Raw genomic sequence first — 26,809 nt, forward strand, 5'->3', positions numbered from 1 at the left:
TGAAATAACATATAATTTAACTCATCAGGCTTTTTAATGTTAAGACGAAAAAATTCAACAGTTTCATCAATAATACCTAATAATTCTAATCCCTGTTTATTATTAATTGCTTGCTCAAAAATCTTTCTTTAATTATTATTGGCATATCACGCATAAAACTATAATCACTAAAAACTTTATCATCTTGTGAATGAACATAAATTTTAAATGCCATTACTCTTACCATAATCGTTTTAACAGCTGTTTTAACAGCTGTAACTTTAGCAGCCATCATATTACGAATAAATATTGCCACAATCACAGTTATGGTTCCAATAGGAATAATTATGGAAACAATAATATCAATATCAACATCAAATTGAGTTGCAAAATATGATTTAGCAATTGTATATGAGTTTTGAATAACTAATACCATTACAAAAAAACCAAAATTACCACCGCGCCATCATTTTCGTGGTAAAAAAGCAGGACTATCAACCTTAAAAATTCAGCGATTTAAAGTAGAAATCACAACATTAAAAATACCATAAATAATAGCAATTATTGTCGTAATAAAGTTAAAAAAGCAAAAAACAATTGTTAAACTAGTAATAAAATCTAAATAAATTTTAGTATTAAAAATAAAGTAGTTATTGGGATATACCGTTGATAATTGATATTTTTTTTCAAAAAGTCTTCTACGAAGATTTTTAATATTAATTAATATATAAAAAAATAAAGCAATAAGAGCAATCGTCGCACTAATAAAAACATAAGAATAAGCAAGATTAATATTTTTGATTCGGTCATTCCAAGCCGCTTCTCAATCAACAACATCAGTTTTTGTCCCAAAAAAATCAAATTTCATTAATGAAAAATCAATAATTGGATAAACAGTTAACTTAATTAATTGCTTATAAATTTCTTGTTTCTCAACATTTGTAAGCGTTGCCTCTTTAAGTTGATTTAAAAGTTTACTAATTTCTGGTGTATTATTTACCATCCCTCTTTCTTGAATAAATAAAATTAGTACATAAATTAACATCGCTGTAAAAATCATTCAAAAAATCGTTAACAATACATATTGTTTACCTAAAAACTTAGATAAGCGCTCTTGTGATAACTGAATTTTTGGTGATAACTTTTTAACCTTGCGACTCACCATCATTCCTCCTATAAAAAATATTAATATTTTTTTAAACTAGACTTGGTACATAACTATAACATTTTATGCCGACTAAACTATAAAATTCATTTTTATCTTTGTATTTATCTAACATTTGTATTTCATCTAAAAAATAATTATCAAAATAGTAGATAAAATTAAAGGTTATGTACCAAGTCTACTATATAAATAATAGCATATTTTATTATTCCCACCAATAAAATATTAGAATGAGGTCGCGTTTAGTTTTCTTAGGTATTTTTTAAAAAAGAAAAAATAGTCATTTACTATAAATTATTTCAATATGCAAATTAAGTATATATTTCTTATGTATGATTTTTGTTGTAAAAAATTATTTTAATGTTGTTTTTATAAGCATTTTACTTAGTTTTTATAACCTTTTATTAAGAATATGTTTGTTAATATTAAATATTTTGTTTTATTAATTATTTTTCAAGTAAAAAGGTAATAAATTTTTAGTTGCTTTTCTTTCAAAATTATTCAAATCTTTACCCACCTAACAAAACTTTATGCGCCCAAAATATTAATTCAGAAATAGAAATCAGAAAAGAAATATATAAAAATTCATTATGAAATAAATATAATAAAAATGATGATAGTTGAATTAATTATAAAGGTAATGCTGTAACAAATAAATATAATAGATTTAAGTAAGTAAAAATATAAAATTAATATATATTAGTGAAAATTTAATAATATTATAATTTTTAGTGTAGACTTGGTACATAACTATAACATTTTATGCCGACTAAACTATAAAATTCATTTTTATCTTTGTATTTATCTAACATTTGTATTTCATCTAAAAAATAATTATCAAAATAGTAGATAAAATTAAAGGTTATGTACCAAGTCTTGTGTAAAAATTCAATAATATGGTAGAATAATCATGAATAAAAATGACAATAACAAGAAAGGCAGGGTTAGTTTAGTAATTAAATAATATAATTAGCTGATTGTTTTACTTCTTCAAAGCAATACCTAAGAAAACTAAACGCGACCTAATGTATAATATTAGTTGTAGTATTAGATAAAATAGTTTATAATAATTAAGTTGTTAAATAAAATACTGTACATTACAATTCCCTTGCTTTATAGGTGCTGATATGTGATGAATTGACAATAAAAAATGTCATAACACCATTTATTTATGCAACTATATTCAAGGAGGAAAAAATATGAGTTTTAATGAATTAAATTTAAAGGAAGATAATATAAGTTTTGATGACTTAAATTTAAATAATAACTTAAAGCGTGCAATTTTAAAGGCGGGTTATGTTAACCCTACTGAAATTCAAAAGAAAACAATTCCGTTAGCATTAGAAAATAAGGACATTATTGGAAAAAGTCATACAGGAACAGGAAAAACTGCTGCTTTCGTATTACCAATCTTAAATAATTTAAATCCAAAACTACGAAGAGTACAAGCAATGATTGTTTGTCCAACAAGAGAGTTAGCATTACAAGTTTTAGATCAAGTAAGAAAATATGCTTTTTATTTAGAAGGAGTTAATGCGATAGCATTATTTGGTGGTTCGGATTTACGAGAACAAATTTATAGTTTAAAAAATAGTAATATTGTTGTTGGGACACCAGGAAGAATTGTTGATCATATTCAACGCAGAACTTTAAGATTGAATGATATTCAAACTGTAGTTTTAGATGAAGCTGATGAAATGTTAAAAATGGGATTCAAACAAGATATTGATAAAATATTTACTAGCATTACATCAAAGTATCAAACATTATTGTTTTCAGCAACAATGAATAGTGCTGTTTTAGAAGTTGCTAATAACTATCAAAATAGTCCGGTTCAAATAAGTATTAAAAGAAATGCTGCGGAATTAAATAATATTAAGCAATATTTTATTAATACAAGAAATACAAGTAAAGATCGCGCGTTAGTGGATTTATTTTTGAAAATTCAACCAAATTTAAGTATTGTTTTTTCTAATACCAAAGCATATACTGAAAGAATTTCTAAAATATTATGAGAAAATGGCATTAAGTCAGCTGTTATTAATGGTGATAAGCGACAAAGTGAAAGAAATAAAGCAATGAATGCTTTTAGAACTAATAAAGTTCAAGTGCTAATTGCTACTGATGTAGCAGCACGGGGAATTGATGTTGATGGGATTGATTATATTTTTAATTATGATTTACCTCGTGAACAAGAAAGTTATGTGCATCGTATTGGAAGAACAGGACGCGCTGGTGAAACCGGAATTGCAATTACATTAGTAAATAATAAAAAAGAATTAATTGATATTAAAAGATTAGAACAAACTTTAAACATTAAGATTAATCCTTACAATACTTAATACTGAATTTAAGGATATTACAGAAGAACATCATTTTAACTAATGATGTTTTTTACTATTCAATAAACTAAAATTAAATGGGCGCATAAAGTTTTGTTAGGTGGGTAAAGATTTGAATAATTTTGAAAGAAAAGCAACTAAAAATTTATTACCTTTTTACTTGAAAAATAATTAATAAAACAAAATATTTAATATTAACAAACATATTCTTAATAAAAGGTTATAAAAACTAAGTAAAATGCTTATAAAAACAACATTAAAATAATTTTTTACAACAAAAATCATACATAAGAAATATATACTTAATTTGCATATTGAAATAATTTATAGTAAATGACTATTTTTTCTTTTTTAAAAAATACCTAAGAAAACTAAACGCGACCGCGACCAAATTCAAATTTGCAAAAATTATCAAAATTCATTAAAATTATTAGCAAAGTTAAATACTTTTTATAAATAAGGAGAAACAGATGAAATTTTCAATTATTATTGAACGATTAATAAAAAAATATCATAATTTTAAACTTAATGATATTTCACTTAAAGTTAGTAGTGGCAAGATGCATGCGATTATTGGCGCTAGTGGTAGTGGGAAAACAGTTACGATTAAATCATTAATTGGCGGTATTAATTATGATGGCGGTAAAATTTATATTAATGGTCAAGATGCTAAGAAACCGTTAGCAAAACAAACTATTGGGTATGTTCCCGAGTTTACTAAATTTCCTCGTAATATTACAACTTATCAGTTTTTAAAATCACTAGCTAAAATGAATGGTTTAAAAAATAATCAGATTAAACAAAGATTACAATCATTAATGGAAGAGTTTAATATTTGAGAATTTCGTGATAAAAATATGAATGCTTTTTCTAGTGGTATGAAAAAGAAAGTAATGGTAATTCAGGGAATTATTCATAATCCGGACATTTTAATTTTAGATGAACCGGAAGCAAATTTAGATACAACAACAAGAAAACAAATTTTAGGTTATTTAAGAACACTAGTTAATCAAGGTAAAACAGTCTTTTTTTCAACTCATTTATTAAATGAAGTTAAGGATGTTATTGATGAATGTTCAATTATTTATCGGGGTAATTTATTATATAGTGGACCAATTAGTGGTTTTCAATTAACAAATTCATTTGTTATTGAATGTGAGGATAATGAAGCGATGGTGATATTTTTTAAAGATAATGATATTGACTATTTTTTTAGAGAAGAAAGTAATGATCTTTTCTTTAAATTAAAAAATTCGTTAGAAATTAATAAGATATTTCTTTATGCCATTGAATATAATCTAATTATTTATCGGATTGAGCCATATACGATTGATTTAGATTTCTTTTATAATACTTTAACCAGTGAAAAATTTAATTTGTAAGAAAGGAATAAAATATGAAAATTTTATCAAGTAATAATTTTTTACCGATTTTTAATTTTGCTTTAAGAAAAATATTAGTTTCCTTGTTAACATTAATAATTGAAATTATTACTTTATTAAGTCTTATAATAACAACACTAGTTCTTTTTATTCAATTAGAAAATGATAATGATAGTTTTTTAGTAAATTTTCAATATATTATTTTAGTATTTTTAAATCTATTATTATTTCTTTTTATTGTTTTAAATGTAGTTCGAATTATTAGTGAAGAAATAACTGATGGAACATTTTTGTTATTAATTTCTAAACCTTATTCACGATTTAAAATATTATTTTCTAAATATCTAAGCTTATTATTTGTAGTTTTTTTATTTATTGCAATTAATTTAGGAATAGCTATTTTATTAGGTTATATTATTAGTACTATTAGTAATAAGCATGCCCAGTTTGTTTTACTTTTAAATATGATGACAAAATTAATGCTTTTCTCATTATTTCTTAGTTTTGTTGTGTTAGCAGGTTCAGTATTAACAGCTTTAATATTTTCATCAAATATTGTTTTTTTAATATTAGTTGTTTTTAGCAGTATGTTTTTATTAGGCGGATTACCATATTCTTTAATTAAAGAAATTAGTAATAAACAAACAGTTAATATTGGTGCGGACACTTTTGATATTAATAATATTAAAGAAATAATCTTATTTAATGATGCTGTCAAAAAACCTGAAAATAACCAAACTAATATTAAAATTCGCTACTCTAAATTAGTAACCGAGATTTTTAATTTTTATAATGAATATGAATATGAACAACTTACAGCAAGGTTAACAGAAATTGATGATAAAAGAAGAGCAATGTATAAAAAATTTGATTTATATACTGATGAAATTAAGACATTTACTGCTGTGGGTAGTGTTACACGATGAACAGGAGATCTTACAAACGAGTTAAAGGATAAAAATGTTAAATTGCATATTCAATTTAAAACATATTTTAAAACATTAGAACAATTAGATACTAGTAATGAATATCAATATGAACTAATACAACTTATTAATAATGATTTATCACCACAAGTTGTTGAACTTACTAAAGATAAAAATGTTTCGTTAATGGAATTAGATATTGACAAAAGTAATTCAACTACTAGTGAAACATATATTGAAGTTAAGAACAAAAAAATGTCTAATTGAAATCCATTTACTGTTTTTAGAGAGAATTATAATTATGAATTTAATGAAAAATTATCTGAAAAATATAATGATTTGTTTAGTAATAAGGTATATTTTGCAATTCAAGAATTAGATAATAATATTTTAGTTAAAGTTCGTCATTTGAAATTATTAACTAATCAATCATTATCAATAAATAAAAATTGGGCTGATTATCAATCATTAATGAAGACATATCGGATTATTAGTTTTCTTAATCTTTTTGAACATTGAAATCAAATGTGAACAACATTTTTAGGATTTAATGATTTCTTTTTTAGCCCCACAGGTAATTCATATATTGATTTTGATAAACAAAAAAATTATTTAAATTCATATCGTGATTTTGAAATTATAACAAATAATAAAGGACAGATTGAGGTTCAAAAGATTAATCACATTTTAAATTCAACAGCAGTAGCTATTGGTTATGGGATATTTGCAATGCTATTAAATATCGGTTCAGTTTTAGTTATTAAACGCCGAGATATTGTTTAGGTTTTCAATAGGGTTGCTTCATTTTATGTAATAAAATTTATGTTATAATTAAAACTGAAATGCAGATGTGAGGATTGTAAATAATGAGATTATTTATTAGTTTAAAAGAATGAAATTGATATCATTGATTAATAACCGGTTTAATTTTTCTGTTAATATTTACTCTTATCATATGACAAATATTATTATTTATTTTGCATCAAAGAAAATTTTTAGAAGGTAAAATCATTAATTTTTTAGAAATAATTAAATTATTGCCACTGCGTCAAAGATTATATCGGTTATCAGAAATTGCTAGTTATCATCATGAATTTGAAACAATTTTACCATATTGAATTTTTCTTTATGAAAAGCATAGTCAAGAACTATTAGCATTAATAAATGAATCATTAATAATTTTAAAACAAGATCAGCAAGATATTAAGAAATTTAGTTTATATAAGTTAAAACAATTATTAGCAAAAATTAATAAGTTAAATAAAACATCACGCGCTTTATTATTAGATTATGAAAATGCTCTTAAAATTGAATTAACCCAACGCGAGCAAGCATCATTATATAAAAGTTTTTTTAATCAGTTAATTAATAATGCTACTAAATTACAAATTCATGTGGCAATAAATCCTGAAAAATTAGATTATTTAGTTAATGTTTTACAAAATATGTTATATAACTTTGAAATTGAATTAACTAAAGGAGTATTTTTGAAGTCATATCAAATTCTTGATAAGATTGCTGTTGGTTTAATTTCCTTTACAGAAATTTTAGATAAGATTCCGCAGTTATTAACGATTGTACATAAAGTTATTCCCAAACAATTAAAACAAATGACTACTTTATATATGAATAAAGGTAATGATATTATTTTACAAGAGCAGTTTGTGAATTTATTTGATGATGTTAATCTTCAAGTTCAACAAGTTAAAAAATTGTTAGATAATTTACAGTATAAAAAGGGACAAGTCAGAGTTGAAAAAATTCTGGTTTTGCTAGCTAATTTTAATTATCAAGCACAAAAAGAAAAAGATTTAAAAACAATTTTTTCAACTTACTATGAGTCAATTATTAAAGTAGTTGAATTAATTGAAAATAGTTTTGAAAATTTAAAAAAAGAATTAGTACAAATTGAAACTATTTATTTATTTTTGCCAATGGAAAAAGAAATAATTAATAATAGTCAAAAATTAGTTAAGAATTTAAGTTCACAAATGAATGAATTAATTGTGATTATGAATCAAACAAAAACTAATGCTTATCATCAATTGGTTAAATTACAGGTAAAAATTTTAGAAAATGCTTTAAAAACTCAAGTTCATTTAGAACAAGTGTACAAATTAATAACGCAAAAAACTGAAGAAGAAAAGCAATTAAAACAGTTACTTTCACATTTAGGAATCCTATTAATGCAATTAAATGCTAAGTTAAATAAAATTACTTATCAAAAAATTGCTTATACTTTCAAAGACCGGATTAGTGATGTTTATAACTCATTTTCGGAACTTAAAGAATTAATTAGTATTAGTGATGATTTACAAGAACAAAAGCGATTATTACGCAAGTTATATTTATTAAAAGATAATATTTATAAATTGCATAGTAAAATCAAAAATATTGCCATCATTGATCAACTAATTCAACGAGCAATTGTCTATGGTTATAAATTTTGTGCTATTGATGATAGTGTTAACAATAAAATTAAAAGTGCACAGCTAATTTATAACAATGCTAATTATGAAGATGCATTACAATTAGTATTACAAGCATTAGAATATTCGTATGAACAACGGTTACATAAAAGATTGCAAAAAAGGTAATAGAGAGTAGGAATAATTAAAAATGAATGATACTATTTTAATTCGTTATGGTGAATTATCAACTAAAGGTAAGAATCGGTATTTATTTATTAATCAGTTAGAAAAAAATTTAAAAGCTAAGTTAATCGCATTTAAATATTTAAATATTGTTGCAACACATAGTCGGATGTTGATTTATTTAAATGAACATCAAACTAATCCTATTGAAATTGAACAAATTACTAATATTATTAGAAATACTTTTGGAATTACTTCGTTTTCTTTTGCTAAACAAGTTATTAAAGATTTAAATGTTATTCAGAAGGAAATTTTGACATTGATTAGCAATTTAGAATTTAAATCATTTAAATTAGATGTTAATCGGATTGATAAAAAATTTCATTGTACTTCGTTAGAAATAATTAATGTTATTGCTGAATTAATCTTAGATTATAAAAAAGGTTGTCAAGTTAATTTAACAAATCCGCAATTAACGATATATTTAGAAATTCAAATTGATAATGTTTTTATTATGTTTGATAAAATTACTGGATTAAAAGGTTATCCTGTTGGTATTGCTGGAAAAGTATTATTACTTATGAGTGGTGGGATTGATTCACCAGTTAGTGCTTATTTATTAATGAAACGCGGATTGGAAGTTCATTATTTACATTTTATAACTCCACCATATACTAAAGATGAATCATTACAAAAAGTTATTAATTTAGTTAAAACCTTAGGAGTTTATGGCGGTAATGTTGCTTCAAAATTATATATATGCAATTTTAGTAGTTTACAACAAGAGTTAAACCATATTCCTTTATCATCGTATCAGATTACAATTATGTGCCGAATGTTTATGCGTATTGCTAATTATTTAGCAAGAAAATTGCGTATTAAAATTTTAGCAACTGGTGATTCTTTAGGACAAGTAGCATCACAAACAATTGAAAGTTTATCAGTTATTGCTGATGTTAGTGATATGGTAATTTTGCGACCATTAATTACTTATGATAAAAATGAAATTATTAATATTGCTAAAAATATTAATACTTATAAAACATCAATTATTCCTTTTATAGATTGTTGTTCATTATTTGTTCCTCAAAATCCAGTAATTAAACCAATAATTGCTATTGCTAAGAAACAAGAACAAAGCATTTTATGAGAAGAGATTTTAGCATTAACAGTTGAAAATAATATTATAAAACAAGAAATTAATTTTCTTGAAAAAAAGTAGGTGAAAATAATTATTAATTTAAATGTTCATAGTGAGTATTCACTATTAAGTTCACCGTTAAAGTTAAAAGATTATTTTAAGTTTGCAATTAAAAATAATCTTTCGGTTTTAGCATTGACTGATAAGAATACAATGTTTGGGACAATACAATTTTATGAACAATGTCAAAAATATAATATTAAACCAATTATTGGCATTGATATTGATGTGTTAGATATTGCTCGTAATTTGAAATTAGAATTAATTGTTATTGCTAAAAATCAGCAAGGTTATGAACAACTTTGTCTTATTTCTTCAATAATTGCTATTTCTAATAATTCAACAATTAGTTGTGAACAATTATTAGAACATTTAAATGAGATTATTGTTATTTTTAAACCACAAAATACTTTAACAATGTCTTTAACAATGCAAGCGGAATATTTAACAAGAATTCAAAAAAAGGCCCACACATATATGGGAATTAATCAGGATAATTTTAGTAATATTCAATATTGAATTGATAGGCAACAATTAGTTGTTCCTTGTAATTTAGTAAAATATTTACAATCGGATGATAATCAAACATTACAGTTAATTGAAGCTATTAAGGAACAAAAATTGTTAGCAGAAACTAGTGTTAATGATTTTAGTAATTATCATTATTTATTATCATTTGATATTTATTGTGAATATGAACAAATATTAATAACTAATTTGGAACAGTTAATTAATAATGTTAATTTACAATTACAATTTAATATTAAGGAAAATATGTTACAGTATGTGCCACCAATTGGTGTGAATAGCAATGAATATTTGCAAAACTTATGTTTACAACGATTACAAAATAATAAAGAAATTAATAATGATTATCGTTATCAACAACGATTATCTTATGAATTATCAATTATTTGTGAAATGGGTTTTGCTAATTATTTTCTTATTGTTTATGATTATGTTAAATATGCTCGTGAGCAAAATATTATGGTTGGTCCGGGAAGAGGCTCTGTTGCTGGTAGTTTGGTAGCATTTTTATTACAAATTTCTACTGTTGACCCAATAAAATATGATTTAATTTTTGAAAGATTTTTAAATCCGCAACGAATATCAATGCCAGATATTGATATTGATTTTCAAGATGATCGTCGCGAAGAAGTAATAAAATATTTAGTTGAAAAATATGGTAAAAATAATGTCGCCCAAATTATTACTTTTCAAACCATTACTTGTAAAATTGCTCTTAAAGATACGGGAAGAGTATTAAATATTCCTTTAGATATTATTGATAAAATCAGTAAAGCGGTGCCATTAGATTTAAATTTAGATTTATCATTAGCTGTTAGTAAAATTGAAATTTTACAAGTGTATATGACACAATATCCGCAGTTATTTTTATTAGCAAAAAAAATTATTGGTTTACCTCGACAATTTGGAACGCATGCTGCTGGTGTTGTTTTATCACAATTACCAATAATGCAAATTGTTCCAATTCAAAAAGGTTATAACAATATCTATTTAACGCAATATTCAATGAATCATTTAGAATCATTAGGATTACTAAAAATGGATCTTTTAGGTTTAAGAAATTTAACAATTTTAAAGCAAATTCTTGATATGATTAATAAAGATTTATCAATGATGATTAGTTTAGATAAAATACCGTTAAATGATAGTAAAACATATCAATTATTAAGTGAAGGATATACGGCGGGGATTTTTCAGTTAGAGTCTAAAGGAATGCAACAAATTTTAATAACCATGCAACCCAAAAATTTAGAAGATATTGTTGTTACAAGTTCATTATTTCGCCCTGGTCCGCAAGAACATATTAAGACATATATTAAAAGAAGATTAAAGCAAGAAGCGGTTTGGTATTTACATCCTGATTTACAACCAATATTAAAAACAACTTATGGAATTATTGTTTATCAAGAACAAATTATTTTAATTGCCCAAAAAATTGCTAATTTTTCATTAGCAAAAGCTGATATTTTAAGAAGAGCAATTAGTAAAAAAAATCAGAACGAGATGACCTTATTAAGTAAAGAATTTATTGCTTCAGGTGTTGCTAATGGTTATGATGAAAAAACTGTTAAGCAAATTTATGATGATATTAATCAGTTTGCTAGTTATGGGTTTAATCGCAGTCATGCGGTGTCATATTCATTATTAGGTTATTGAATGGCTTATTTGAAGGTTAATTATGCATTACAATTTATGTGTGCGTTATTAACTAGTGTGATTGCTAGTGCTAATAAAATTGAACAGTATCTTAAAGAATGTCAAAGATATCATCTAAAAATATTGCCACCGTCAGTTAATTTTTCAACAGAAAATTTTATTATTGAGAATCATATGATTAGGGTACCGCTCACGATAATTAAGCAAGTGGGAATGGTGATGTATGAAGCAATATATGCTGAAAGAGAAGCAAATGGACAATATACTGATTATTTTTCGTTTGTGGCCAGAATGGTGCTTAAAGGTTTAAATATAAGCATATTAGAAGCATTAATTGCTGCGGGAGCTTTAGATGAATTTAAAATCTCACGAAAAACGATGAAATTAAATATGACACTAGCTTTTCGTTATGCACAATTAATTCAGGTATCAAGGAATGAAAATATCACCCTAAATTATGATTTGGTAGCAATACCTAGTTTAAAACAAGAACCAGATAATTTATTAGAAAAAGCTCAAGATGAGTTAAAATATTTTGGTTTCTATTTACAAACTCATCCTTTATTATTAATTAAAAAGCAATTGCAATTAGAAAAAGAAATTATTAAATTACAAAATCTAGATAAATTGATTAATTGAAAAGTTAAAGTATTGGTTTTTATTAATCGGATTAAACAAATTAAAACTAAAGATGGTCAGTATATGTGTTTTTTAACAGTAAGTGATGATTATGGGACAAGTGATGTGACAGTTTTTAGTAATATATATATGCAATATCAAGAACAACTTAAAGAAAATACTATTGTCTTAATTAATGCTACTGTTGAAAAGTATAATGATAAAATTCATTTAGTTTTACGAACTTTAAAAGTAATAAGTATTTAAAAAAATCTTATCTAATTTAGATAAGATTTTTTTATTCGCCAAATTGTAAAGTTAAGTGCAACTAAATTATTTTTCTAACCAAATATTCGATTGGCGAAAGATAATTTAGTATTTTTCTTGGTCTTTGGTTTAAAGACAATATAAATTTATGAACTGCATTTTTAGTAGTGTTTGAAAAATTAAATTTTTTAGGAAATTTTTCTCTAATTAAACCATTAGTATTTTCATTAGTACCTCTTTGTCAAGGTGAATATGCATCAGCAAAATAAATTTTCACATTTAAATTTTTTTCAAGTTGTTGTCAATTAGCAAATTCTTTACCCCTATCAAATGTTATAGTCTTAACAAGATTATTTGGAAGAATTGATAAATAATGACTAATATTTTTGTTAATAACTTTAGTAGTTCTATTTTCAACTAATATTGCTAAAGTAAATCTTGATGTTCTTTCAACTAAAGTTATTAAACATGATTTACTTTTACCTCGTGATGATACTACAGTATCACCTTCTCAATGGCCAAGAGTTATGCGATTATTAACATTTCGTTCTTTAATGGATTTACCATTAAATTTACCCCGATTTTCTTGAGATTTTCGTTTCTTACCTTTTCTTCTTAAATTTTTACTAGTAACCTTTTCAAGTAATCCAGAATAAATTCAATTGTAAATTGTTTTAAAACTAATAATTCATTCTTGATGAAAATTTTTAATTCTGCCATAAATTTGTTCAGGCGATCAACCTAATAATAATTTTTGTTGTACATATTTTACTAATTCTCTATTTTTAAATTTATGAAAATAAACATGTAATTGTTTTCTATTTTCTGCTTTATTTTGTGCAATTAATGAAAAATAATGATTATTATCTTTATTTCTATTAACTTCTCGATTAATAGTACTAATACTTCGATTAAGATTTTTAGCTATTTCACTAATTTTTACTTTAAATTTCAATTGATTCTCAATATAAATTCTTTCATCTATGCCAAGATGTTTGTATCCCATATAAAAACTCCTTAAATTTACTTTTTCTAAAATAAACTTAGCATCATGAAATTTTTATATGAAATCTTTTGCAATTTTATTTACTTGCACTTACAAGTATAATTCAGCAATTACAAAAACTACTTTTTAATATTATGATATTTTATTTTTACTAAAGACTTGGTACATAACTATAACATTTTATGCCGACTAAACTATAAAATTCATTTTTATCTTTGTATTTATCTAACATTTGTATTTCATCTAAAAAATAATTATCAAAATAGTAGATAAAATTAAAGGTTATGTACCAAGTCTTAATAAAAAAGACTTTTTATCATCTTTAAGATAAGCTGAATTATACTTGTAAGTGCAAGTAAATAAAATTGCAAAAGATTTCATATAAAAATTTCATGATGCTAAGTTTATTTTAGAAAAAGTAAATTTAAGGAGTTTTTATATGGGATACAAACATCTTGGCATAGATGAAAGAATTTATATTGAGAATCAATTGAAATTTAAAGTAAAAATTAGTGAAATAGCTAAAAATCTTAATCGAAGTATTAGTACTATTAATCGAGAAGTTAATAGAAATAAAGATAATAATCATTATTTTTCATTAATTGCACAAAATAAAGCAGAAAATAGAAAACAATTACATGTTTATTTTCATAAATTTAAAAATAGAGAATTAGTAAAATATGTACAACAAAAATTATTATTAGGTTGATCGCCTGAACAAATTTATGGCAGAATTAAAAATTTTCATCAAGAATGAATTATTAGTTTTAAAACAATTTACAATTGAATTTATTCTGGATTACTTGAAAAAGTTACTAATAAAAATTTAAGAAGAAAAGGTAAGAAACGAAAATCTCAAGAAAATCGGGGTAAATTTAATGGTAAATCCATTAAAGAACGAAATGTTAATAATCGCATAACTCTTGGCCATTGAGAAGGTGATACTGTAGTATCATCACGAGGTAAAAGTAAATCATGTTTAATAACTTTAGTTGAAAGAACATCAAGATTTACTTTAGCAATATTAGTTGAAAATAGAACTACTAAAGTTATTAACAAAAATATTAGTCATTATTTATCAATTCTTCCAAATAATCTTGTTAAGACTATAACATTTGATAGGGGTAAAGAATTTGCTAATTGACAACAACTTGAAAAAAATTTAAATGTGAAAATTTATTTTGCTGATGCATATTCACCTTGACAAAGAGGTACTAATGAAAATACTAATGGTTTAATTAGAGAAAAATTTCCTAAAAAATTTAATTTTTCAAACACTACTAAAAATGCAGTTCATAAATTTATATTGTCTTTAAACCAAAGACCAAGAAAAATACTAAATTATCTTTCGCCAATCGAATATTTGGTTAGAAAAATAATTTAGTTGCACTTAACTTTACAATTTGGCATTTATTTAACAATAAAATTATTTCAGTAGATTTTTGTTATGGCAGTATTCATGATTATAAGTTATTTTTAAAATCAAATACACTTATAAATCCAAAATTAGAATTAATTGCCGATTCAGGCTATCAAGGTTTGCAAAATGTTCATAAAAATACATTATTGCCAATTAAAAAGAGTAAAAATAATCCCTTAAATCCAGATAAAAAGGAATATAATAGCTTTTTAAGTAAAGTTAGAATTGCCATTGAACATGTTTTTGCTAGATTAAAAAGATTTAAAATACTAGTTTATCGTTATCGCAATAAGATTAGAAGATTTGGATTACGATTTAACTTAATTTCAGGAATATATAATTTTGAATTAAGCTAGTTATAGTTATGTACCAAGTCTTTTATGTCCGGTGTGAAAAGTAACTAAACGAATTCTTTGGTCTTGTTTAACTTTATGGTCTAATGTCGCTAAAAATGTCTCATCTAGTTGAATATATAAATCCTTACTTTTGACATCAATTCTATTTTTAGTTTCTTTTTCTGCTAGTTGAAAATATTCGGCAATATCGTATTTATTTAAAATATTTGAAATACTAGCTTTTGAAATATAACAATGATTTAGAGCGTCTAAAACATCGCGATACCGCTTACCATCACCCAGAAGACTTAAAACTTTAAATTGGACATCAAAATAAATGCGTTGTTTGGGTAATAGACCAATTTCTTTGTCTAACAAACATACATATTCAAATTTACCTGATTTTTTATTTCAATATTTATATCGGCGTCGTTTAAAATTAACATCACCAAAAATTGTAATAATTGTTCTTGATGCAAAATGAACTACTTTATAACCTTGTTTTAAGCGATAATGATATTTATATAAGTATTCATCTAATTTTTCGTATTCATTAGCTAGTTGTTCGCATTTATTGGTGTACATATTTTTATGGGTTGTAAATAAGTTTAATCAATGCTTATTTTCCGGGGTTTTTACATTATTATTAATTTTTAACATAATAAATTACCTTTCTTGATAGTAATTTTAATAGTAATTTTAATAAAGTTTAGTTAGCTTATTTTTCTTCTTTAATGATAAATGTTTTTAGAACTAGTATTTAATATGCTGAAAAAATAATAGACTTGGTACATAACTATAACATTTTATGCCGACTAAACTATAAAATTCATTTTTATCTTTGTATTTATCTAACATTTGTATTTCATCTAAAAAATAATTATCAAAATAGTAGATAAAATTAAAGGTTATGTACCAAGTCTATTAAAACAAAAAAAATAATCAAACTAAATTAAACTTTATTAAAATTACTATCAAGAAAGGTAATTTATTATGTTAAAAATTAATAATAATAGACTTGGTACATAACTATAACTAGCTTAATTCAAAATTATATATTCCTGAAATTAAGTTAAATCGTAATCCAAATCTTCTAATCTTATTGCGATAACGATAAACTAGTATTTTAAATCTTTTTAATCTAGCAAAAACATGTTCAATGGCAATTCTAACTTTACTTAAAAAGCTATTATATTCCTTTTTATCTGGATTTAAGGGATTATTTTTACTCTTTTTAATTGGCAATAATGTATTTTTATGAACATTTTGCAAACCTTGATAGCCTGAATCGGCAATTAATTCTAATTTTGGATTTATAAGTGTATTTGATTTTAAAAATAACTTATAATCATGAATACTGCCATAACAAAAATCTACTGAAATAATTTTATTGTTAAATAAATCAATAATTATTTGCGATTTTAATGAATGTTGCCTTTTCTTACCAGAAAATAATAATTTTAGTTTTTTTTAATTCTTTCAATTGGAATTTCTGTAGCATCAATTGCTAATAAATTATTATTAGTAACTTTATGTTCCAATAATATCTTTTTGCCAGGTATATGAAAGTGACTATTTTTTATTAGAGTATTTTCAACTCAAAAGATATTACGAATACAACTAACATGACTAATATTATATTTTTTTGCAATAATACGATATGTACTATATTCTTTTCAGTATTCTAAAGTCATAAGTAATCTTTGCTCTATTGATAATTTATTTGGTCTACCACCAATTTGTTTTTGTTTAGCTTTAGCTTCTTTTAAAATTTCTACCATTTTCATGAAAGTTTTATATTTTATGCCTATTAGACTATAAAATTCATTTTCGTCTTTGTATTTATCTAACATTTGTACTTCACCTAGTAAATAATATTATCAAAATAGTAGATAAAATTAAAGGTTATGTACCAAGTCTATACTCCATTTTTACTTCATTAAAGAAAATATTATTATCTTGTTGTTGACAAGGTATATTATTGAAAATTTTATTATCTTGTTGAACGCACAGTGAAATTTGATTTATGGGAACTTGAATAAAATTTATTGTCGTTACTATTGAAACTAATGATAATAATTTCAAGAAATTAATCTCCTCTACTAAAATTTAATTTTATTGAGTACAAATTGAAAAAACCGTTGGTAAATAACATTCAAAATGCAAACTTTTAGTATAGCGTTGATAATGTTCAGTAGAAATAATTTTAATATTATTATTAATATTACGATAACTAATAACATTAGATTCAAAAAATGCTTCCAAAGCGACAACAGACAATAAATCATAAAATTTTTGAGCTTCAATAATATTTTTTGCTATTAATAAATTTAAACCTCCTGTAAACTGTTCTGGATTAGATATTGTTTCTAAAGTAATTCAGCTAGTAAAACCCTCCATCTTAGCATTAATAATATTGTTAATAAAAAAACTATTAATTAAATTAATAAGATGTTCCGAGCGATTTTCACTACAAAAGTTATTTAAAAAACCTAACATTAATGAAAAATTTTCATCATTATCTTCTGAAACTTCAAAAGTATTAATATCAATAACTTTCATCAATTTTAAAAATTCAGTAACTAAAAGGACTTTATTTTCTTCTAAATTTAAACTATGTTTATAAACTCAATTATTAAAAAGTAATGACAAATATTTAACATCCTTAAAAAAGTAATAGAATAATAAAGCTTTAAATGAAGGTATATTAATTGTAACTTTTCCTGTATGTGTTATATCTAGTTCTTCATAAGTTAAATTAGATTTAATATCTAAAATATTTTGTTCTTTAACATTTGGTAATATTCAAGTGAAATTATCTTCATTAATCATAGTTGCTAATATTGGTGATATTTTATTAATTAATTGGTAAATATTATCATTGTCTCTAAGGTTTACAATTGATTGTGAATAGTTAATGTTATGAAAAACAATTCATCGATAAGTAAAGAAATTAAAAACTAACATTAAAAATAACATTGATTTTACTATTTTCATTCAAATACACACCTTTCAAAAATTTAAAGATTAATATGAATGGGAATAAGAAAAAAATACTGCATTTCTTCAAAAGACTTGGTACATAACTATAACATTTTATGCCGACTAAACTATAAAATTCATTTTTATCTTTGTATTTATCTAACATTTGTATTTCATCTAAAAAATAATTATCAAAATAGTAGATAAAATTAAAGGTTATGTACCAAGTCTAAATAATAAATCTTTTTGAATTTCCCCTTTATCTTTTAATCGTAATTCCAAAAGAACAGCATTAGGTAATTTTTGTTCATTAGTAATAAAAAATTCTTCTAACCCAGAAGCATACTTATTAAACAAAGCATTATTTTCTTGCGGGTCAATATAAACTGGTCTACTAGTTATCGCCTCAAAATCAGCACCATATAAAATAATATCATTTTCATATAATACAACCCTTTCATATTGAGTAACAATTTTTTTTCAGTGATATGAAATATATCCTAAATACAGTCAATTAAACTTTTCTAATGTGATATCTGATTCATATAATTGTCTCATTCTACTAGCTTGTAAAAATTGTTTGATGCGAGGTTTCTGTCGATTATTATTTTCATCAAGCATTGCCCATTTATAAATTTGTCTTCAAATAATTGTTGATTGTTTAATTAGACTTGGTACATAACTATAACATTTTATGCCGACTAAACTATAAAATTCATTTTTATCTTTGTATTTATCTAACATTTGTATTTCATCTAAAAAATAATTATCAAAATAGTAGATAAAATTAAAGGTTATGTACCAAGTCTAATGTAAAAAACCCAGAAAATAAACATTGATTCAGTTTATTTACAACCCATAAAAATATGTACACCAACAAATGCGAACAACTAGCTAATGAATATGAAAAATTAGATGAATACTTATATAAATATCATTATCGGTTAAAACAAGGTTATAAAGTAGTTCATTTTGCATCAAGAACAATTATTACAATTTTTGGTGAAGTTGTTTTTAAACGACGCCGATATAAATATTGAAATCAAAAATCAGGTAAATTTGAATATGTATGTTTATTAGATAAAGAAATTGGTTTATTGCCAAAACAACGCATTTATTTTGATGTCCAATTTAAAGTTTTAAATCTTTTGGGCGATGGTAAACGCTATCGCGATGTTTTAGATGCTCTAAATCATTGTTATATTTCAAAAGCTAGTATTTCAAGAATTTTAAATAAATATGATATTGCCGAATATTTTCAACTAGCAGAAAAAGAAACTAAAACTAGAATTGATGTCAAAAATAAGGATTTATATATTCAACTAGATGAGACATTTTTAACGACATTAGATAAGAAAGTTAAACAAGACCAAAGAATTCGTTTAGTTACTTTTCATACCGGACATAAAGAAAAAAATTACAAAAATGCTCGTAGAGAATTAGAAAACAAACGAGGTCATTTTCTAATGTTAAAAATTGGTACGCGAATAAATACGATGGATTATCGTGATTTATTAATTAGACTTGGTACATAACCTTTAATTTTATCTACTATTTTGATAATTATTTTTTAGATGAAATACAAATGTTAGATAAATACAAAGATAAAAATGAATTTTATAGTTTAGTCGGCATAAAATGTTATAGTTATGTACCAAGTCTAATATTATTTACTAGGTGAAGTACAAATGTTAGATAAATACAAAGACGAAAATGAATTTTATAGTCTAATAGGCATAAAATATAAAACTTTCATGAAAATGGTAGAAATTTTAAAAGAAGCTAAAGCTAAACAAAAACAAATTGGTGGTAGACCAAATAAATTATCAATAGAGCAAAGATTACTTATGACTTTAGAATACTGAAAAGAATATAGTACATATCGTATTATTGCAAAAAAATATAATATTAGTCATGTTAGTTGTATTCGTAATATCTTTTGAGTTGAAAATACTCTAATAAAAAATAGTCACTTTCATATACCTGGCAAAAAGATATTATTGGAACATAAAGTTACTAATAATAATTTATTAGCAATTGATGCTACAGAAATTCCAATTGAAAGAATTAAAAAAAACTAAAATTATTATTTTCTGGTAAGAAAAGGCAACATTCATTAAAATCGCAAATAATTATTGATTTATTTAACAATAAAATTATTTCAGTAGATTTTTGTTATGGCAGTATTCATGATTATAAGTTATTTTTAAAATCAAATACACTTATAAATCCAAAATTAGAATTAATTGCCGATTCAGGCTATCAAGGTTTGCAAAATGTTCATAAAAATACATTATTGCCAATTAAAAAGAGTAAAAATAATCCCTTAAATCCAGATAAAAAGGAATATAATAGCTTTTTAAGTAAAGTTAGAATTGCCATTGAACATGTTTTTGCTAGATTAAAAAGATTTAAAATACTAGTTTATCGTTATCGCAATAAGATTAGAAGATTTGGATTACGATTTAACTTAATTTCAGGAATATATAATTTTGAATTAAGCTAGTTATAGTTATGTACCAAGTCTAATTAAAAAAAACTAAAATTATTATTTTCTGGTAAGAAAAGGCAACATTCATTAAAATCACAAATAATTATTGATTTATTTAACAATAAAATTATTTCAGTAGATTTTTGTTATGGCAGTATTCATGATTATAAGTTATTTTTAAAATCAAATACACTTATAAATCCAAAATTAAAATTAATTGCCGATTCAGGCTATCAAGGTTTGCAAAATGTTCATAAAAATACATTATTGCCAATTAAAAAGAGTAAAAATAATCCCTTAAATCCAGATAAAAAGGAATATAATAGCTTTTTAAGTAAAGTTAGAATTGCCATTGAACATGTTGTTGCTAGATTAAAAAGATTTAAAATACTAGTTTATCGTTATCGCAATAAGATTAGAAGATTTGGATTACGATTTAACTTAATTTCAGGAATATATAATTTTGAATTAAGCTAGTTATAGTTATGTACCAAGTCTATTCAACTAGATGAGACATTTTTAGCGACATTAGATAATAAAGTTAAACAAGACCAAAGAATTCGTTTAGCTACTTTTCATACCGGACATAAAGAAAAAAATTACAAAAATGCTCGTAGAGAATTAGAAAACAAACGAGGTCATTTTCTAATGTTAAAAATTGGTAAACGAATAAATACGATGGATTATCGTGATTTATTAATTAGAGAATTACAAAAACATTATGTGAATATTAATTATGACAAAATAATTGTTTGTGGCGATGGTGCTACTTGAATTAGAGAAATTGCCAATAGTTTTGGTAATGTTAGATATATTTTAGATGGTTATCACACTATTAAAAAATTAAAACAAACGGCATTTAATATTATTTTTGAAAATCGCAAATTAACACTAAATAGTTGAATTGAATTAGACTTGGTACATAACTATAACATTTTATGCCGACTAAACTATAAAATTCATTTTTATCTTTGTATTTATCTAACATTTGTATTTCATCTAAAAAATAATTATCAAAATAGTAGATAAAATTAAAGGTTATGTACCAAGTCTATTATATAAAAATGGAAATCATCAAGAATTGATAAAAAACATTCGTAATGTCGCTAAAAATGAATTAAATAAAGATATTAAAACAAATTTAAGGAGGGCGAGTAATTATTTCAGTAATAATAAGCACGGCATTCATAATCAAAATTTAGAATGAAATATCGGTTGTAGCATCGAGAGTGATGTATCACATTTAGTAAAACAACAATTAGGATATGGAGCAAAAATATATAATCATAAGAATTTAAATAACTTATTACAGTTAAGAATGGCAAATTTAAACAAATTAAATGTATTACATTATATTAATGAAAATATTAATTCAGAAATAGAAATCAGAAAAGAAATATATAAAAATTCATTATGAAATAAATATAATAATAAAAATGATGATAGTTGAATTAATTATAAAGGTAATGCTGTAACAAATAAATATAAGACTTGGTACATAACCTTTAATTTTATCTACTATTTTGATAATTATTTTTTAGATGAAATACAAATGTTAGATAAATACAAAGATAAAAATGAATTTTATAGTTTAGTCGGCATAAAATGTTATAGTTATGTACCAAGTCTATAATAGATTTAAGTAAGTAAAAATATAAAATTAATATATATTAGTGAAAATTTAATAATATTAATAATTTTTAGTGTGTAAAAATTCAATAATATGGTAAAATAATCATGAATAAAAATGACAATAACAAGGAAAGGCAGGGTTAGTTTAGTAATTAAATAATATAATTAGCTGATTGTTTTACTTCTTCAAAGCAATACCTAAGAAAACTAAACGCGACCCTTAAATAAACTTGTATTGACATTTAAGAAAGTAATTTATATAATACTTAAAGACAATTAAATCACAGCTTTTAAACATAATTAAGTTGCAAATAGATTGCTTAATCTTTTACTTTAAGTAGCCTTTGCTGCAATGGCGAATAGTAATCTATCTTAATTAGAGTTTAATTTAAACTCACTGATTTTATAATGTCAAATATATTGATAAGGGAGTTTTTATTATGTCAAGATATACAGGAGCTATTTTTAGAATTGCAAGAAGAGTTGGATTTTCAATTTTAGAAACTGGAAAAGAATTTGCTAAAGGAAAAAAGCGTACAACTGCTCCAGGACAACACGGAGCAAGAAGAAGAAAATTATCTAACTATGGTTTACAACAACAAGAAAAACAAAAAGTAAGATATATGTATGGTTTAAATGAAAAACAATTTCGAAATACATTTTTAAAAGCCAAAAAAATGAGTGGTGTTACAGGAACTAACTTTTTAATTTTATTAGAATCTCGTTTAGATAACATTGTTTATCGTTTAGGTTTAGCAAGAACAAGAAGTGCAGCTCGCCAATTAGTTAATCACAGTCATATATTAGTAAATAATAAGAAAGTTAATATCCCTTCTTATCGTGTATCACCTAATGATAAGATTACAATTAAAGAAAATTATAAGAACAATCCAAAACTGTTAGAAGCAATTGAATTAAATGCTGGAACATTGGAATTTGTTAGCTTTGATCGCAAAAATATTGTTGGAACTTACATTCGTTATCCTGAAAGAAATGAATTAAATTCGGAAATTAATGAATCTTTAATTGTTGAATGATATAACCGTATTATTTAATAATAAATTAAGTATAATTAAAGATAAGTAAAAAGACTTAGAGTGATAATCCTCTAAGTCTTTTTACTATTTAAAGTTATAAAAGATCTTCTCTTTCTCTGCTCTTTCTTTTTCTATTCTTTCTTTCTCTATCTTCTAGCATCTGCTTGATTAAATCATCATTCTTTTTTTTGTTTTGGTTTTGTTCTGACATTTCTTCATCTATAAAAGTATATTCTGATAAATTTGGTAAAGGACAACTCGGTTCTGGCTGGATATTTATTTTAGTATTAGTATTCATTGTAATTCCTGATGATGTTCCTGCTTCGTCTAAATCTTTTTGTGAAATTTCATTAACTTTAAATTTCTTAGAATTTCTATTATTTGTTGCCACTTCTATTTTTTGCTTGTGACATTTTTTATCATTAGACTTGGTACATAACTATAACATTTTATGCCGACTAAACTATAAAATTCATTTTTATCTTTGTATTTATCTAACATTTGTATTTCATCTAAAAAATAATTATCAAAATAGTAGATAAAATTAAAGGTTATGTACCAAGTCTAATGCCAAAGTTGATGTGATGTATGGAATTAATATTTTTACGCTAACTTTTCCGCTATATAAAAAGAAAAATGAAAGCACTAAATATCATTATTCTTTATATGATTTTAATATTTTGAATTCAACGGCTTTTATTGGCGGCGGAATAAGTGGTAATATGGATGATTTAATTCCTACGCCCAACTGTTCTTATTGAGGTTTATTTAGTGCAATATCCTGTGGTATTCAGCACGCTTCTGTTAGCCTGTTAAATTGATTACTTGGTTTTTCGGGGATTAATCTTTTAATTCGCCCCATTGCGGATATTGCCAAAACAACGATTAATTTTACCAAAACCGCCTTTCCGGTGTTTGAGGTTATTCCGGCGTTTCAGATGTTATTTGAATTTGTAGTGCCCTTAGCAATCTTACTAATGATATTAAAAAAGTTTTCTTAGGTATTTAAAGTATTTTTATATAAAAGACTTGGTACATAACTATAACATTTTATGCCGACTAAACTATAAAATTCATTTTTATCTTTGTATTTATCTAACATTTGTATTTCATCTGCTGAATTATACTTGTAAGTGCAAGTAAATAAAATTGCAAAAGATTTCATATAAAAATTTCATGATGCTAAGTTTATTTTAGAAAAAGTAAATTTAAGGAGTTTTTATATGGGATACAAACATCTTGGCATAGATGAAAGAATTTATATTGAGAATCAATTGAAATTTAAAGTAAAAATTAGTGAAATAGCTAAAAATCTTAATCGAAGTATTAGTACTATTAATCGAGAAGTTAATAGAAATAAAGATAATAATCATTATTTTTCATTAATTGCACAAAATAAAGCAGAAAATAGAAAACAATTACATGTTTATTTTCATAAATTTAAAAATAGAGAATTAGTAAAATATGTACAACAAAAATTATTATTAGGTTGATCGCCTGAACAAATTTATGGCAGAATTAAAAATTTTCATCAAGAATGAATTATTAGTTTTAAAACAATTTACAATTGAATTTATTCTGGATTACTTGAAAAGGTTACTAGTAAAAATTTAAGAAGAAAAGGTAAGAAACGAAAATCTCAAGAAAATCGGGGTAAATTTAATGGTAAATCCATTAAAGAACGAAATGTTAATAATCGCATAACTCTTGGCCATTGAGAAGGTGATACTGTAGTATCATCACGAGGTAAAAGTAAATCATGTTTAATAACTTTAGTTGAAAGAACATCAAGATTTACTTTAGCAATATTAGTTGAAAATAGAACTACTAAAGTTATTAACAAAAATATTAGTCATTATTTATCAATTCTTCCAAATAATCTTGTTAAGACTATAACATTTGATAGGGGTAAAGAATTTGCTAATTGACAACAACTTGAAAAAAATTTAAATGTGAAAATTTATTTTGCTGATGCATATTCACCTTGACAAAGAGGTACTAATGAAAATACTAATGGTTTAATTAGAGAAAAATTTCCTAAAAAATTTAATTTTTCAAACACTACTAAAAATGCAGTTCATAAATTTATATTGTCTTTAAACCAAAGACCAAGAAAAATACTAAATTATCTTTCGCCAATCGAATATTTGGTTAGAAAAATAATTTAGTTGCACTTAACTTTACAATTTGGCAATTATAAAAAATTTAAATAGACTTGGTACATAACCTTTAATTTTATCTACTATTTTGATAATTATTTTTTAGATGAAATACAAATGTTAGATAAATACAAAGATAAAAATGAATTTTATAGTTTAGTCGGCATAAAATGTTATAGTTATGTACCAAGTCTAATGAAATTATTACAAATTCTAATTTAGGGGCCTTAAATGACAACAATAATCAAACAATTATTAATGCAGTTAAAACAAAAAATAATTTAGCAAATTTAACATATACTATTAGAAATAAAACAAATAATTCAGCTGAAATTTGAATTGATAGTGATAATGATTATTATCAAAAATGAAGTTGAGAAAAAGTTTATTTTACAGTTAAACAAGATTTATTGACTGATTTTAAATGATGTATAGATCCAGTTAATGATACTAATGATGAAACAATTTTAGCAGCTGTTAAAGCCAAAAATCCTAACTTAGATACATCACAAGTTTATGTTAAACAAAAAGTAGTAAACGGTCGATTAGAACTTGGTGTAAAAAGCACTTCAAATAAATATAACACCACTAGTAGTGGTCACTGTGATAACTTTACAGTTAGACAAAATATTTCTAATATAATTACAAATACACAACTAGGATCTTTAAATAATAATAACAAAGATACAATTTTAAATGCGGTTAAAACTAAAAACCCTAACTTAGATACAAGTCAAGTTGGTGTTAGCCGAATTACAGATACATCTGCTGATATTGATGGGGCAACATACTATAATTCAAATAAATATCAAGGTTATAAAACAGTTTATTTTACAAATAAAAAATGTTCTTTTAAAGAAATATTTTTAACACCTGTTTGAGATAATTGATACAGATTAATTCCGGGATATGATGCTTATCATGCGATAGAATGTATTTAATTATTAACAAAAAAATATTGTAAATATTACATAATCAATCACTTTAATTGCAACAAGCATTACTAAAATTATTAAAAATAAATTTGTTATAAGTGATCATTCTAGCTGAGGCGGAAGTGTCACAAATGAAGATTTCAATACTCTCGTA

General features: G+C 23.9%; 29 protein-coding genes. 19 read left to right on the plus strand and 10 right to left on the minus strand.

All coding sequences use genetic code 4. The annotated features are described in order from the left end of the window. Positions 1-85: 85 nt before the first annotated feature. Complete coding sequence (locus tag ACFEL5_RS02525) at positions 86-1,144, minus strand: hypothetical protein (RefSeq protein ID WP_375315615.1); 1,059 nt, start codon at positions 1,142-1,144, stop codon at positions 86-88. A gap of 480 nt (positions 1,145-1,624) precedes the next feature. Here ACFEL5_RS02525 and ACFEL5_RS02530 point away from each other — a divergent pair, with 480 nt between their 5' ends. The 7 genes from ACFEL5_RS02530 (at position 1,625) to ACFEL5_RS02560 (ending at position 12,658) form a co-directional block, all read left to right on the plus strand. Further along, the gene (locus ACFEL5_RS02530; RefSeq protein ID WP_375315616.1) at positions 1,625-1,819 is read left to right on the plus strand and encodes a hypothetical protein; all 195 of its coding nucleotides are present in this window, start codon (positions 1,625-1,627) and stop codon (positions 1,817-1,819) included. A 524-nt stretch (positions 1,820-2,343) separates the two neighbouring features. Continuing rightward, positions 2,344-3,486 (plus strand): DEAD/DEAH box helicase, encoded by a 1,143-nt coding sequence (locus ACFEL5_RS02535; RefSeq protein ID WP_375315617.1) that lies wholly within the window; start codon positions 2,344-2,346, stop codon positions 3,484-3,486. A gap of 470 nt (positions 3,487-3,956) precedes the next feature. Next, the gene (locus tag ACFEL5_RS02540) at positions 3,957-4,868 is read left to right on the plus strand and encodes an ABC transporter ATP-binding protein (protein WP_338967924.1); all 912 of its coding nucleotides are present in this window, start codon (positions 3,957-3,959) and stop codon (positions 4,866-4,868) included. Positions 4,869-4,882: 14 nt separating this feature from the next. Continuing rightward, a complete protein-coding gene (locus tag ACFEL5_RS02545) occupies positions 4,883-6,577 on the plus strand; it encodes an ABC transporter permease (protein ID WP_375315618.1) in 1,695 nt (564 codons plus the stop codon). An 83-nt stretch (positions 6,578-6,660) separates the two neighbouring features. Continuing rightward, positions 6,661-8,391, plus strand: a complete 1,731-nt coding sequence (locus tag ACFEL5_RS02550) for a septation ring formation regulator EzrA (protein WP_375315619.1) — start codon at positions 6,661-6,663, stop codon at positions 8,389-8,391. Positions 8,392-8,413: 22 nt separating this feature from the next. Beyond that, entirely contained in the window at positions 8,414-9,610 is a 1,197-nt protein-coding gene (gene thiI / locus ACFEL5_RS02555; RefSeq protein ID WP_375315620.1) for a tRNA uracil 4-sulfurtransferase ThiI, read from the plus strand. Then, positions 9,611-12,658, plus strand: a complete 3,048-nt coding sequence (locus tag ACFEL5_RS02560; RefSeq protein ID WP_342189573.1) for a DNA polymerase III subunit alpha — start codon at positions 9,611-9,613, stop codon at positions 12,656-12,658. A 61-nt stretch (positions 12,659-12,719) separates the two neighbouring features. Here ACFEL5_RS02560 and ACFEL5_RS02565 read toward each other — a convergent pair whose 3' ends face one another. Next, positions 12,720-13,664: an IS30 family transposase gene (locus ACFEL5_RS02565; protein ID WP_338966716.1), complete on the minus strand. Its 945-nt coding sequence runs from the start codon at positions 13,662-13,664 to the stop codon at positions 12,720-12,722. Positions 13,665-14,103: 439 nt separating this feature from the next. Between ACFEL5_RS02565 and ACFEL5_RS02570 the strand changes: the two genes are divergently transcribed. Together ACFEL5_RS02570 and ACFEL5_RS02575 are read left to right on the plus strand one after the other, a co-directional pair. Beyond that, the gene (locus ACFEL5_RS02570) at positions 14,104-15,048 is read left to right on the plus strand and encodes an IS30 family transposase (protein WP_375315085.1); all 945 of its coding nucleotides are present in this window, start codon (positions 14,104-14,106) and stop codon (positions 15,046-15,048) included. A gap of 71 nt (positions 15,049-15,119) precedes the next feature. Next, the gene (locus ACFEL5_RS02575; protein WP_375315754.1) at positions 15,120-15,440 is read left to right on the plus strand and encodes a transposase family protein; all 321 of its coding nucleotides are present in this window, start codon (positions 15,120-15,122) and stop codon (positions 15,438-15,440) included. 6 nt (positions 15,441-15,446) lie between these two features. Here the strand turns inward: ACFEL5_RS02575 and ACFEL5_RS02580 are convergent, their stop codons facing one another. From ACFEL5_RS02580 to ACFEL5_RS02605, 6 genes are all read right to left on the minus strand, one after another. Then, positions 15,447-16,079 (minus strand): UPF0236 family transposase-like protein, encoded by a 633-nt coding sequence (locus ACFEL5_RS02580; RefSeq protein ID WP_375315621.1) that lies wholly within the window; start codon positions 16,077-16,079, stop codon positions 15,447-15,449. A gap of 375 nt (positions 16,080-16,454) precedes the next feature. Next, the gene (locus ACFEL5_RS02585) at positions 16,455-16,877 is read right to left on the minus strand and encodes a transposase family protein (RefSeq protein WP_342224593.1); all 423 of its coding nucleotides are present in this window, start codon (positions 16,875-16,877) and stop codon (positions 16,455-16,457) included. Positions 16,878-16,879: 2 nt separating this feature from the next. Further along, positions 16,880-17,272, minus strand: a complete 393-nt coding sequence (locus ACFEL5_RS02590; protein WP_375315019.1) for a transposase family protein — start codon at positions 17,270-17,272, stop codon at positions 16,880-16,882. A 262-nt stretch (positions 17,273-17,534) separates the two neighbouring features. Next, positions 17,535-18,416 (minus strand): hypothetical protein, encoded by an 882-nt coding sequence (locus ACFEL5_RS02595; RefSeq protein WP_375315220.1) that lies wholly within the window; start codon positions 18,414-18,416, stop codon positions 17,535-17,537. Next, positions 18,373-18,567, minus strand: coding sequence for a hypothetical protein (locus ACFEL5_RS02600; RefSeq protein ID WP_375315622.1), 195 nt, complete (start codon positions 18,565-18,567; stop codon positions 18,373-18,375). Before ACFEL5_RS02600 ends, ACFEL5_RS02595 begins: the two co-directional genes overlap by 44 nt. A 50-nt stretch (positions 18,568-18,617) precedes the next feature. Further along, positions 18,618-19,145, minus strand: a complete 528-nt coding sequence (locus ACFEL5_RS02605; protein WP_375315623.1) for a hypothetical protein — start codon at positions 19,143-19,145, stop codon at positions 18,618-18,620. A gap of 122 nt (positions 19,146-19,267) precedes the next feature. Here ACFEL5_RS02605 and ACFEL5_RS02610 point away from each other — a divergent pair, with 122 nt between their 5' ends. From ACFEL5_RS02610 to rpsD, 7 genes are all read left to right on the plus strand, one after another. Continuing rightward, positions 19,268-19,936 carry a UPF0236 family transposase-like protein gene (locus tag ACFEL5_RS02610; RefSeq protein ID WP_375315218.1) on the plus strand — a complete coding sequence of 223 codons (669 nt, stop codon included), beginning with the start codon at positions 19,268-19,270 and terminating at the stop codon, positions 19,934-19,936. Positions 19,937-20,089: 153 nt separating this feature from the next. Further along, positions 20,090-20,482 carry a transposase family protein gene (locus ACFEL5_RS02615; RefSeq protein ID WP_375315019.1) on the plus strand — a complete coding sequence of 131 codons (393 nt, stop codon included), beginning with the start codon at positions 20,090-20,092 and terminating at the stop codon, positions 20,480-20,482. Between the two features lie 59 nt (positions 20,483-20,541). After that, complete coding sequence (locus ACFEL5_RS02620; protein ID WP_342224590.1) at positions 20,542-20,907, plus strand: transposase family protein; 366 nt, start codon at positions 20,542-20,544, stop codon at positions 20,905-20,907. A 96-nt stretch (positions 20,908-21,003) separates the two neighbouring features. Further along, positions 21,004-21,369, plus strand: a complete 366-nt coding sequence (locus tag ACFEL5_RS02625; protein ID WP_375315755.1) for a transposase family protein — start codon at positions 21,004-21,006, stop codon at positions 21,367-21,369. 171 nt (positions 21,370-21,540) lie between these two features. Then, on the plus strand, positions 21,541-21,921 hold the full coding sequence (locus ACFEL5_RS02630; RefSeq protein WP_375315624.1) for a UPF0236 family transposase-like protein: 381 nt from the start codon (positions 21,541-21,543) through the stop codon (positions 21,919-21,921). 52 nt (positions 21,922-21,973) lie between these two features. Continuing rightward, on the plus strand, positions 21,974-22,525 hold the full coding sequence (locus ACFEL5_RS02635; protein ID WP_375315625.1) for a hypothetical protein: 552 nt from the start codon (positions 21,974-21,976) through the stop codon (positions 22,523-22,525). A 439-nt stretch (positions 22,526-22,964) separates the two neighbouring features. Continuing rightward, positions 22,965-23,579 carry a 30S ribosomal protein S4 gene (gene rpsD, locus ACFEL5_RS02640; RefSeq protein WP_342189590.1) on the plus strand — a complete coding sequence of 205 codons (615 nt, stop codon included), beginning with the start codon at positions 22,965-22,967 and terminating at the stop codon, positions 23,577-23,579. 76 nt (positions 23,580-23,655) lie between these two features. On the opposite strand, the gene ACFEL5_RS02645 is transcribed toward rpsD, so the two are convergent. After that, positions 23,656-23,952 (minus strand): hypothetical protein, encoded by a 297-nt coding sequence (locus ACFEL5_RS02645; RefSeq protein ID WP_375315779.1) that lies wholly within the window; start codon positions 23,950-23,952, stop codon positions 23,656-23,658. A gap of 193 nt (positions 23,953-24,145) precedes the next feature. Between ACFEL5_RS02645 and ACFEL5_RS02650 the strand changes: the two genes are divergently transcribed. Next, positions 24,146-24,562: a hypothetical protein gene (locus ACFEL5_RS02650; protein WP_375315031.1), complete on the plus strand. Its 417-nt coding sequence runs from the start codon at positions 24,146-24,148 to the stop codon at positions 24,560-24,562. Here ACFEL5_RS02650 and ACFEL5_RS02655 read toward each other — a convergent pair. Beyond that, complete coding sequence (locus ACFEL5_RS02655) at positions 24,559-24,726, minus strand: hypothetical protein (protein WP_375315626.1); 168 nt, start codon at positions 24,724-24,726, stop codon at positions 24,559-24,561. The genes ACFEL5_RS02650 and ACFEL5_RS02655 overlap by 4 nt on opposite strands. Before the next feature lie 58 nt (positions 24,727-24,784). On the opposite strand from ACFEL5_RS02655, the gene ACFEL5_RS02660 reads away from it, so the two are divergent. Together ACFEL5_RS02660 and ACFEL5_RS02665 are read left to right on the plus strand one after the other, a co-directional pair. Beyond that, positions 24,785-25,729, plus strand: coding sequence for an IS30 family transposase (locus tag ACFEL5_RS02660; RefSeq protein ID WP_338966716.1), 945 nt, complete (start codon positions 24,785-24,787; stop codon positions 25,727-25,729). A 401-nt stretch (positions 25,730-26,130) separates the two neighbouring features. Continuing rightward, a complete protein-coding gene (locus ACFEL5_RS02665; RefSeq protein ID WP_375315627.1) occupies positions 26,131-26,661 on the plus strand; it encodes a hypothetical protein in 531 nt (176 codons plus the stop codon). Positions 26,662-26,809: the final 148 nt, after the last annotated feature.

The sequence above is a fragment of the Spiroplasma endosymbiont of Tipula paludosa genome (assembly GCF_964264785.1).
Lineage (GTDB): Bacteria > Bacillota_I > Bacilli_A > Mycoplasmatales > Nriv7 > Nriv7.